At 67.8% G+C, this 10,723-nt stretch carries 9 protein-coding genes; 2 read left to right on the top strand and 7 right to left on the bottom strand.

The features are described 5' to 3' along the window. Window positions 1–168 precede the first annotated feature (168 nt). Complete coding sequence (locus XINFAN_RS19205) at window positions 169–1,728, bottom strand: helicase HerA-like domain-containing protein (protein ID WP_124088478.1); 1,560 nt, start codon at window positions 1,726–1,728, stop codon at window positions 169–171. A gap of 542 nt (window positions 1,729–2,270) precedes the next feature. Here XINFAN_RS19205 and XINFAN_RS19200 point away from each other — a divergent pair. Beyond that, window positions 2,271–2,957, top strand: a complete 687-nt coding sequence (locus XINFAN_RS19200) for an invasion associated locus B family protein (protein WP_124088477.1) — start codon at window positions 2,271–2,273, stop codon at window positions 2,955–2,957. A gap of 16 nt (window positions 2,958–2,973) precedes the next feature. On the opposite strand, the gene XINFAN_RS19195 is transcribed toward XINFAN_RS19200, so the two are convergent. Genes XINFAN_RS19195 through XINFAN_RS19180 form a run of 4 tightly spaced genes read right to left on the bottom strand, consistent with a single transcriptional unit; the run spans window position 2,974 to window position 7,201 of the window. Then, the gene (locus tag XINFAN_RS19195) at window positions 2,974–4,149 is read right to left on the bottom strand and encodes a beta-ketoacyl-[acyl-carrier-protein] synthase family protein (protein ID WP_124088476.1); all 1,176 of its coding nucleotides are present in this window, start codon (window positions 4,147–4,149) and stop codon (window positions 2,974–2,976) included. After that, a complete protein-coding gene (locus XINFAN_RS19190; RefSeq protein WP_124088475.1) occupies window positions 4,146–4,406 on the bottom strand; it encodes an acyl carrier protein in 261 nt (86 codons plus the stop codon). The genes XINFAN_RS19195 and XINFAN_RS19190 overlap by 4 nt, the downstream gene beginning before the upstream one ends. 14 nt (window positions 4,407–4,420) lie before the next feature. After that, on the bottom strand, window positions 4,421–5,533 hold the full coding sequence (locus tag XINFAN_RS19185; RefSeq protein ID WP_124088474.1) for a UDP-3-O-(3-hydroxymyristoyl)glucosamine N-acyltransferase: 1,113 nt from the start codon (window positions 5,531–5,533) through the stop codon (window positions 4,421–4,423). 45 nt (window positions 5,534–5,578) lie between these two features. Next, window positions 5,579–7,201 (bottom strand): L,D-transpeptidase family protein, encoded by a 1,623-nt coding sequence (locus XINFAN_RS19180; RefSeq protein WP_124088473.1) that lies wholly within the window; start codon window positions 7,199–7,201, stop codon window positions 5,579–5,581. Window positions 7,202–7,530: 329 nt separating this feature from the next. Between XINFAN_RS19180 and mepK the strand changes: the two genes are divergently transcribed. Further along, window positions 7,531–8,100, top strand: coding sequence for a peptidoglycan L,D-endopeptidase MepK (gene mepK, locus XINFAN_RS19175; protein WP_124088472.1), 570 nt, complete (start codon window positions 7,531–7,533; stop codon window positions 8,098–8,100). Between the two features lie 127 nt (window positions 8,101–8,227). Here mepK and XINFAN_RS19170 read toward each other — a convergent pair whose 3' ends face one another. Further along, window positions 8,228–9,166, bottom strand: coding sequence for an NAD(P)-dependent oxidoreductase (locus tag XINFAN_RS19170; RefSeq protein WP_124088471.1), 939 nt, complete (start codon window positions 9,164–9,166; stop codon window positions 8,228–8,230). 69 nt (window positions 9,167–9,235) lie between these two features. Further along, window positions 9,236–10,672, bottom strand: coding sequence for an aldehyde dehydrogenase family protein (locus XINFAN_RS19165; RefSeq protein ID WP_124088470.1), 1,437 nt, complete (start codon window positions 10,670–10,672; stop codon window positions 9,236–9,238). Between the last annotated feature and the right edge of the window lie 51 nt (window positions 10,673–10,723).

The raw sequence follows: 10,723 nt of genomic DNA, 5'->3' as shown, positions 1-10,723 counted from the left end.
TCTACACCCATGTGCTGGAAGACCACCTGAAGGATCTGGTGCTCAACCACCACCCGCTGGCAAAGAAGGGCTGACGCCGGATCCGGGTATTTCCATCAGGGTGAAAGCCCATGCCTTTCATCCTGACCCAAATACCCCCCCCGGAGGCATCCCCGGCCGGGTCCGGGTTCAGCGTTTGCCGAACAGCGTGCCGAGCACCCCGCGCACGACGGCCTGGCCGCTCTTCGAGCCCAACTGCCGCGCGAAGCTTTTCGCGAAAGCCTCGGTGACGGAATCCGAGCGGCTGCTGCGCGTGGTGGAGCCAGGCGCGGGTTTCCGGGCGCGCGGCTCCGCCGAACGCTCGCCGCCGTAGCGGCGGCCGCGGCTGAATTCGCCGCTCTCGCCGGCGGGTTCCTCTGCCCGCGCGGCCTCGGCGGCGGCTTTGGCCGCGCGGTCGCGCAGGATCTCGAAGGCGCTTTCGCGGTCGATCTCATGATCGTATTTCCCAGCGACCGGCGAGGCGGCGAAGGCCTGCGCCCGCGCGGTCTCTTCCGCCGGGCCGAGGCGGCTGAACGGCGGGCGGATCAGCGTGCGCTCGGCCATGCCCGGAACGCCCTTCGGCTCCAGAAACGAGGTCACCGCCTCGCCGGTGCCGACCTCGCGGATGGCCTCCGCAATGGCGAAGCGCGGATTGGCGCGGTAGGTCTCGGCCGCTTTCGCCAGATCCTTCTGATCCTTCGCGGTAAAGGCGCGCAAAGCATGCTGCACCCGGTTGCCGAGCTGGCCGAGGATCGCATCAGGCACATCCGCCGGGTTCTGCGTGACGAAATACACCCCCACGCCCTTCGAGCGGATCAGCCGCGCCACCTGCTCCACCCGCGAGATCAGCGCCTTCGGCGCGTCGTCGAACAAGAGATGCGCCTCGTCGAAGAAGAAGACGAGCTTCGGTTTTTCGGGGTCGCCCACCTCGGGCAGCGCCTCGAACAGCTCCGACAAGAGCCACAACAGGAAAGTGGCGTAAAGCCGCGGGCTGTGCATCAGCCGGTCGGCGACGAGGACCGAGATCCGCCCCATCCCGTCCTCGTCCACCCGCATCAGATCGGCCAGATCCAGCGCCGGCTCGCCGAACAGTTTCGCGCCGCCCTCGTTTTCCAGCACCAGCAGCCGGCGCTGGATCGCCCCCACCGATTGCGTGGAGACAAGCCCGTAACGCGCCGAGACCGTATCGGCATTCTCCGCGATCCAGGTCAGCAGCGCGCGCAGATCCTTCATGTCGAGAAGCGCCAGCCCCTCGTCGTCGGCCAGCCGGAAGGCGACGTTCAGCACGCCCTCCTGCGGCTCGGAAAGTTCCAGCAGCCGCGACAGCAACAGCGGCCCCATCTCGGCCACCGTGGTGCGCACCGGATGGCCGCGCTGGCCGAACAGATCCCAGAACAGCACCGGGAAAGCGCGGTAGTTCAGATCGAGGCCGATGGTCTGCGCGCGTTTCAGAAACCCCTCATGCGTCTTGCCCAGGGGATCGCCGGGCTGGCACAGCCCCGAGAGATCGCCCTTCACATCAGACAGGAACACCGGCACACCCGCCGCCGAAAACCCCTCGGCCAGAACCTGGAGCGTCACCGTCTTGCCGGTGCCGGTCGCCCCGGCGATCAGCCCGTGGCGGTTGCCGTATTTCAGAAGCATCTCCTGCGGCGCCCCGTAGCCCTCGCCCCCGCCGCCGACGAAGATCCTGTCCTGAACCGCTGCCATCCGCCTCTCCTGCATTCGTCCGCTCCGAACATACAATGTTAACCTGTTGGCGCCAGTCTGGATCGTGCCGGAACCTTGCTGGCGGTTTCCGGTTTCTTACTTCCTCCCTGTCGGACTGGCCGCGTCTTCCCCGGAAGATGCGGCCTTTTTTGACCATTTGGATGGAATTTTTTCATCTTTCCGGCCCCCGTCATGTAACAGATTTCCTGTTGACGGACCGCAGAAAGGTGCTTAGCGTCCCTGAAATGAAGTCGGCCGGTCCGACAGGGAGCATAAAAACTGACGAGCGTCTCCGACGCGCGCAAAGGGCCGGTTCTCCGGCCCTTTGATGTTTTAAGCGCCCTGCCTCAGGGACAGCCGGGCCGGTTTTCCCGCTTCCCCCGCGCGCGGCGATCCCGTAATCCTGCGCCAGCCCGAAGGCGCATGCCGGTGCCGTTGACGCAATTGGCACCTGACAGCCCTTCCCTGCCATGATATTCACGCCCCGCCCGGCCCGGTTTATCCGAACCGGCTCTGGTCACTGTTCAAAGGACAAGGCTTCCATGTTGAAATCCCGGATCTCGCTTCTCGCGCTTCTTCTCGCTGTCGGTGCGCCGCTGACCGCCGCCGCCCAGGAAGGCGAGGCGCCCGCGACCGAAGCACCGGCCGCCGAGGCCCCCGCAGAAGCGCCCGCCACGGAAACCCCCGCCGATCCGACGGGCGGCCTGTCGATGGGCGCCGAGATCGGTGGCGAAAGCCCGATCTACACCGCCGCCAATTTTGAGGCCTGGGAGCAGCGCTGCGAAAAGACCGGCCTCGGCGCCGATCCCTGCCAGCTCTATCAGTTGCTGAAAGACGCCGAGGGCAATTCGGTCGCCGAATTCGCCATGTTCTCGCTGCCCGAGGGCACCTCGGGTCCGGCCGTCGCCGGGGCGAACTTCATCGCGCCGCTGGAGACCCTGCTGACCGAGGGCATGGTGATCACCATCGACGGCGGCAAGCCGCGCGCCTATCCGTTCACCGTCTGCACCAACATCGGCTGCGTGGCGCGGATCGGCTTCACCGCCGAGGAAATCGCCGCCTTCAAGAAAGGCGGCAAGGCGACCTTCTCGATCACCCCCTTCGTCGCCCCCGATCAGAAAGTGGCGCTCGATGTCTCGCTGAAGGGCTTCACCGCCGGTTACGACGCGATGGCTGCGGCGAACAAACTGGCTGACGAGGCCATGCAGAAGCAGGCCGACCAGCAATAAGCCCCGGCGCTGAAAATCAGGGGCTGGCCTTCAGCGCCAGCACCGCATTCAGCCCGCCGAAGGCGAAGGAATTCGACAGCGCCGCGCCCACAAGGGCGCGGCGCGCTTCATTCGGAACATGGTCCAGATCGCAATCCGGGTCGGGCCGGTCCAGCCCGATGGTGGGCGCGATCACCCCCTGATCCAGCGCCATCAGACAGGCGACCAGTTCTATCGCCCCGGTCGCGCCGATGGCATGGCCGTGCATCGCCTTGGTCGAGGACACCATCGCCCGATCCGCCGCGGGCCCGAACGCCGCGCGGATCGCCGCCACCTCGCAGCGATCGTTGAGCCGGGTGCCGGTGCCATGCGCGTTGATATAGCCCACATCTTCCGGCGCCAGCCGCGCCTCGTCCAGCGCCGCGCGCATCGCCGCCGCCGCCCCTTCGACCGAGGGCGCCACCAGATCCCCCGCATCCGCCGTCATGCCAAAGCCCGCCACCTCGGCCAGCGCCTTCGCCCCGCGCGCGCGGGCGCGGTCCGCATCCTCCAGCATGAAGACCGCCGCGCCCTCGCCCATCACCATGCCGTTGCGGCTGGCCGAGAACGGGCGGCAGCCGTCGGGGGACAGCACCCGCAGCCCCTCCCAGGCTTTGATGCCACCGAAGCAGAGCATCGCCTCGGCGCCGCCCGCCACCATCGCGGGCGCATAGCCGTCGCGCACGAGGCGAAAGGCCTGGCCGATGGCGTGGTTGGCGCTGGAACAGGCCGAGGATACCGCGAAGGACGGCCCGCGCAGCCCGTGGCGCATGGCGATCTGCGAGGACGCCGCGTTCAGCATCAGCCGCGGCACCGTCAGCGGCGGCACCCGGTTCTTGCCGTCCTGGAACACCGCGCGGTAGTTTTCCTCCCAGGTGCCGATCCCGCCCGCGGCTGAGCCGATCACCACCCCCGCGCCCTCGCCCGCGCCGTCACCGGCCATCGCCAGCGCCTCGGCGGCGGCGGCGAGCGCGAAGCCGGTGAAACGGTCGTGCTGCGCGTCTTCGGGCCAGCCGCGCACCTGGGCGCCGATCCGTACTGAGAGCCGGTCAACGTCGCGGAACGCCAGGGGGCCGATGGCAGAGCGCCCCTCGGCCATGGCGCGCATGGTGCCGGGCAGGTCATGGGCCAGCGCGTTCACCGTGCCCGCGCCGGTGATCACCACCCGCCTCATGCGGCTTTCGCGGCGATCAGCCCCTCGACACCGCGGATGATCGCGCCCACGGTCGAGACGTCGAAGCCGCCCGGCCCGTCCTCGTTCGGCGTGAAGGGAACGGTGATATCGAACGCCTCTTCGATGGTGAACACCGCCTCGACCAGCCCGAGGCTGTCTAGGCCGAGGCTTTCCACCGTCATCCCGGGCGTGATCGCGGCAGGATCGGCCAGCGCCCTCGCCGCGATCAGCGCAATCACCCGTTCGGCCACCGTCATGACGCGGGCCCCGCTCAGCTTTCGCCCGGGGCGCCGCCGGTGCCAGCGCCGCCGGGCAGCAGCTCTTCCAGCCGCGCCACCCGGGCGTTCAGCCGCGGCAGCCGGCGCAGCGCCTTCTGCATCTCGACATGGCTCTCCATCTTCACCGCCGGATAGCCGAGCAGCACCCGCCCCGCCGGCGCATTGGTGAAGATCTTGGTCGCGCCGCCGCAGATCACATCGTCGCCGACGAAGATGTTGTCGTTGACGCCGCATTGCCCGGCCAGCACCACCCGGTTGCCGATCCTCGACGAGCCGGCGATGCCGACCTGGCCGCAGAGCAGGCAGTCTTCGCCGATCTGGACGTTGTGGCCGACATGGACGAGGTTGTCGAGCTTGGTGCCGCGGCCGATCACCGTGTCGCGGATGGTGCCGCGGTCGATGCAGGTATTGGCGCCGATTTCCACATCGTCGCCGATCCAGACCGCGCCGAGCGAATGGATCCGGGTCCAGCTTTGCTCGCGGATTTCCTCGCGCGAGCCGAGGGTTTCGCGGATCTCCTCGACCCCGGATTTCTCGGGCGTGACGAAGGAGAAACCGTCCGCCCCGATCACCGCGCCAGGCTGGCAGATGAAGCGCGCGCCGATGGTGACGCGGGCGCCGATCCGCGCGCCTTGCAGGATCAGCGCGTCGTCACCGATCCTTGCCCCCTCGCCGACCGAGACATGGCTCGCGATCCGCGCCCGCGCGCCGATCTGCGCGCCGCGGCCGATCACCACGAAGGGGCCGATATGCGCGCCCTCGCCGATCACCGCCGAAGGGTCCACCACCGCATGGGGATGGATGCCGGGCCAGATCTCGGGGCCGGGGTCCATCAGCCGCGTCAGCCCCGCCATCGCGAGGCGCCCGCGCGGCGCGAAGATCGCGGCCTTCAGCCCCATCGCCCGCCAGTCGGCCCCGGGCCAGACCACCGCGGCCTGCGCCCGGCCCTTCGCGATCCCGTCACCGTAGCGCGGATCCATCGCCAGGGCGAGTTGGTCGGGGCCCGCCGAATGCGGCTCGGAGGCGCCCGAAACCTTCAGCGCAAGATCGCCCTCGGCCTCGGCGCCAAGCGCTTCGGCAATCTCACCGATGCTGTGCAGCGGCATCGCTTTCCTCCCCGAAAACGTCTGTGAAAACGCCTGTGGAGGGTTTTACTGCGAAACCGACTGCAAGACCACCCCGGCGTCGGTCAGCGCGGCCCAGAGGCGGGCATCCCGCCCATAAACGTCGCGGCGGTAGCCGATCCGGCCCTTCGCCTCGGGGTAAGCGGTGAAATAGACCAGATGGATCGGCACTTTTTTCTCAAGTTTCACAGGGGTTTCGCGGCCCCCCTTCAGAGTCGCGTTGAACTCTTCCTCGATCGCGTCGGACTGGGTGCGAAACAGCGCATGGGCGAAATCGAACGGATCGGCCAGCCGGATGCAGCCGTGGCTGTAGGCGCGCTTGTCATGGGCGAACAGGGATTTCGACGGCGTATCATGCAGATAGATGTTGTACTTGTTGGGGAACATGAACTTGACCTTGCCAAGCGCATTGCTGTCTCCCGGCGGCTGGCGCATGCCGAAGGGGAAGCTGCGCGCGGTATAGGCCGCGAAATTCACCGACCCGCGCGAGACCACGCGGCCGTTGCGGTCGACGATCTGCATATGGCCGACCGCGTTCGGATTGCGCTGCAACAGCGGCAGATATTCCCCCACGATGATCGAACGCGGCACCCCCCAGGACGGGTTGACCACCATATGATCCATCATGTCGGAGAACTCGGGCGTGCGGCGGTCGGTATCCTCGCGCCCGATGACCGAGCGGGTGCGGAAGCTTACCCGTCCGTCGTCGATGATCTGGGCGGTGAAATCCGGCAGGTTCACCCAGATCATCCGGCCCGAACGGTCGATCTCCATCCAGCGCTCGCGTTCCATCGCCACAAGGACCGAGGCCATCCGCTCGGCCGGGGTCTTGTTCAGCTCGGCCAGCGTGTCGCCCCCCGCCACCCCGTCGGCGGGCAGGCCGTGGGCGCGCTGGAACCCCATCACCGCGGTCTGGAGCGCGCGGTCGTAGACGGCGGTGGCGGTGGGCGCCAGATAGCCCATGGCGATCAGCCGGTCGCGCAGGGCCACCACGCCCGGGCCGGTGGCGCCGGGCTCCAGCCCGCCGCCGGAAACCGCCGGCCCCCAGCCATCGGCCTGCATCGCCGCTTCCAGATCGAGCCGCGCCTTCATCAGCTGCACATAGGCGTCGGATTTCGGCAGCAGATCGCGCAGCACCCGGTCCGGCTCGCCCTGCGCCATCGCGTTCAGAAGCCTCACCGGATCGGGTCGGGCGATCTCGCGCACGATGGTGGCGTCGATCTTCGCAGGCTCCAGCAGGCCCGAGGTCAGATCCCGCGCCCAGTCAAGCCAGGCGCGGGTCATCCGCGCCTCGATCCGCCCCAGATCGCCCTCGGTCCGGGCCGAGGCGAGCGCCGCGCGCAGCCCCGCCGCATCGTAGCGCGCGGCGGGCAGGCCGTGATCGGGCGCCGTATCCAGCGCCGCGAGCAGCGCCGCACGGCGGGCGGCGCCGTCCTCGCCGGTCCAGAGCGGCTGCCAGCCGCGGGCGCGATACCACTCCGCCACCGCCTCGTCGGAGGAGACCGCCCCCGCCAGCACCTGCACGAAAGCCGGCCCGGTCTGCGCCGCCATCGCAGGCAGCGTGCCGCCCAGCATCAAGGCCAGTGCCAGCGGCGAAACCAGCCGCCGCAGAAGCGGACGGCGGGCGCGGCCCGGGGCAGGAAGCGGCATCGAAAACCTCATACGTCGAAATCTGTCCACATGAGGAAAAATCCAGCGATTTCGCAGGAGTGTCCATTCACATTCCCGTCCGGCACAGCGTATCGGGCGCCGCGGGCGGCACCGGGGCGGTGTTTTTCTCCAGGCGTTGCAAAGCTGCCACGCAAAGAATTGGACAGATGTTCAGCGAATTTTTGCTTATCGGCGGTTGAATGGGGGAACCGGCGGCAATCTTCGCTTGGGCTTCGAATCGTGCTGTGCCATACAAGGGCAGCACCTGAGGAAGAGCGTGCTAAGAAGCTGCCGTGCAGGCAGTCGCAAGACGAAACGGGACAGGCCCAATGACCGAAATCGCATCGAATCTTTTCTCGCGGCGCTCTTTGCTGCGCGTCTTCGCTGCAACCGCAGTGGTGGCAGCTCCCAGCTATTCCAACGCCTTCGGCCTGCTGAAGGGCGCGGGCGATATCCGCCGCATCCGCATGTATTCCGGCCGCACCGGCGAGAGCATCGACACGATCTACTGGATCGAAGGCAATTACATCCCGGAAGTGATGAAGGAAATCAATCACTTCATGCGCGACTGGCGCACCGGCGACGTAAAGTCGATGGACCCGCGCAACGTCGACATCATGGCCGCCGCGCATCGTCTGATGGATCTGTCCGAACCCTATATGCTGCTGTCGGGCTACCGCAGCCCCAAAACGAACGCGATGCTGCGCTCGCAATCGGGCGGCGTGGCGAAGAACTCGCTGCATCTCGTCGGTCAGGCCGCCGATCTGCGGCTGAAATCGCGCTCGGTCAATCAGATGGCCAAGGCCGCATCTGCCTGCGCGGCGGGCGGCGTCGGCCGCTATTCGCGTTCGGATTTCGTCCATATGGATTGCGGCGCCGTCCGCTCCTGGGGCGCCTGAGGGCGCCTGAACCGGGGCGGCCCGTCCTCAGGAGGCGTCTTCCGCCTCCGCTCTCTCGGGCTCCATTGTTACCCTGTAGTCCTGCGGCCGGATCCGTCTACGGCCGCTTTGTTTTTCCGGGCCGGCCTCATCCCACCCCGTGATCGTCCGCCCCGTGATCGCCCGCGTGATCCAGCCGGGGCGGAAAGCCAACAGCCCGCAGATCCTCGCCGAGCGCATCCTCCAGAAGTTTCACGATCTGGGTCGAGGGCGCCCCACCGCCATAGACCGCGCGACCGCGCAGGAAAGTCTGCGCCACCTGGGCGGTCAGATCCAGCGGCACCCCGTGATCGCGGCCGAAACCGAGCGCGAAGCCCAGATCCTTCACCGCCAGATCCATGGTGAAACCGATGTTGTAGCTGCCGTTCAGGATCAGCTTCCCCTCGGTTTCATGCACGAAAGACGCCCCGGCCGAGGCCGCGATCGCCTGCCAGGCCGTCGCCAGATCCAGCCCGCCGCGTTTGGCCAGCATCAGCGCCTCGCCCTCGGCCACCAGATGGATGAAGGCCAGCATATTGGTGATCACCTTCATCACCGCGCCGGAACCGAGCGGACCCATGTAGAAGATCCGCCCGCCGAGGGCCTCAAGCGCGGGCCGGTGCAGATCGTGCAGATCGGGCTCGCCACCGGCCAGCACGGTGATCTCGCCGGCTTCCGCCATCGCAAGGCTGCCGGTGACCGGCGCCTCCATCATCCGCAGCCCGGCGCTGCGGGCGAGTCCGGCCAGCCGCAGCACGTCCTCGCGCCCCAGCGTCGAATTCTCGATCCAGGTTGCGCCGGGCGCCAGCCCCGCAAGCAGCCCCGCCAGCACGGTTTCCGAAGCCGCGGGCGAGGGCAGGCAGGTGAAGACGTGATCCACCTCGCCCGCCAGTTCCGCAAGCGAGCCCGCCCGCCGGGCCCCCAGAGCGGCATGGCGCGCGCCCGCCTCGGGGTTGCGGTCCCAGACCGTGACATCGAAGCCCGCCCGGATCAGGCTGGCGGCGAGATGTCCGCCCAGATTGCCAAGTCCGACATATCCGTAACGCATCCCGCCCTCCATCCTCGCGCCGCCGGTTTCCGGTCACGGAAACCGGACCGGAATTCGTTCCGAATTCCGTTACCCGCCCCAGCCGACGACCCCCTTGATTTCGCAGAAATCATGGATGCCCCAACCGGCATATTCGCGGCCGTTGCCGGATTGCTTGTAGCCGCCGAAGGGGGCGAACGTATCCCAGTCGGGGTAGTTCAGGTTCACCGTGCCCGCGCGCAGCCGCCGCGCGACCGGCTTCGCCTCTTCGACCGGGCCCGCGATATAGGCGGCAAGGCCGTAGGGCGTGTCGTTCGCCATCGCCACCGCCTGGTCCAGATTGTCGTAAGGCAGGATCGACAGCACCGGGCCGAAGATTTCCTCGCGCGAGATGGTCATCTCATTGGTGACCTCGCCGAAGATGGTGGGCTGCACATACCAGCCCCGGTTGACGCCCTGGGGCCGCCCGGTGCCGCCGCAGATCAGCCTTGCGCCCTCGTCGATCCCGGCCTGGATCAGCCGCTGAACCTTGTCGAACTGCACCTTCGAGATCAGCGGCCCCATGGTGGTGGCCGCATCCGTGGTCGGGCCGATCACCACCTCGTCCGCGGCCTCTTTCGCCGCCGCATAGGCCTCTTCGGCGCGCGCGCGCGGCACGAACATCCGTGTCGGCGCGTCGCAGCTTTGCCCGGTGTTGCCAAAGCAGCCCGCGACGCCCGCCTTCACCGCCTCATAAATATCGGCCGAGGGCAGGATGATGTTCGGGCTCTTGCCGCCCAGTTCCTGCGCCACCCGCTTCACCGTCGGCGCGGCCGCCGCGGCGATCGCCGTCCCGGCCCGGGTCGAGCCGGTGAACGAGACCATATCCACCTCGGGATGCGAGGACATCCGCGCGCCGACCACCGGCCCCATGCCGTTCACCAGGTTGAACACGCCCTTCGGCACCCCCGCCTCATGACAGACCTCGGCAAACAAGAGCCCCGAGAGCGGCGCGATTTCCGAGGGTTTCAGCACCATGGTGCAGCCCGCGATCAGCGCCGGCGCCACCTTACAGGCGATCTGGTTCATCGGCCAGTTCCACGGCGTGATCAGCGCGCAGACACCGATCCCCTCATGCACGATCCGGGTCGAGCCGCGCATATACTCCCAGGTCATCTCTTCGGCGGCTTTGATCGTCGATTCGATATGGACCTGGCCCGCCCAGGCCTGGGCGCCGCGCGCCCATTCGATCGGCGCGCCCATCTCGGTCGACATCGCCTGAGCAAAATCCTCGTAGCGCGAGGTGTAGACATCGAGGATGCGCTTCACCAGAGCGATGCGCTCCTTCACCGGCACCACGGTCCAGCCGTCGAAGGCCGCGCGCGCGGCCAGGATGGCGCGGTCCGCATCGGCCTCCGTCCCGAGCGCCACTTCCCCGACAATCTCTTCGGTCGCCGGGTTCTCCACCCCGAGCCGCGTCGCCCCCGGCAGCGGATCCACCCAGGCGCCGTCGATGTAGAATTGTCCCAGATGCGATGAGATCGCCATGGCCGTCCTCCTGTTGCCTTGCGCGCCCTGCGGTCCGGGCCCGCCTTTCCC

The sequence above is a fragment of the Pseudogemmobacter humi genome (assembly GCF_900609055.1).
GTDB classification, from domain to species: domain Bacteria; phylum Pseudomonadota; class Alphaproteobacteria; order Rhodobacterales; family Rhodobacteraceae; genus Pseudogemmobacter; species Pseudogemmobacter humi.
This window is presented reverse-complemented; position numbering and strand designations above follow the sequence as displayed.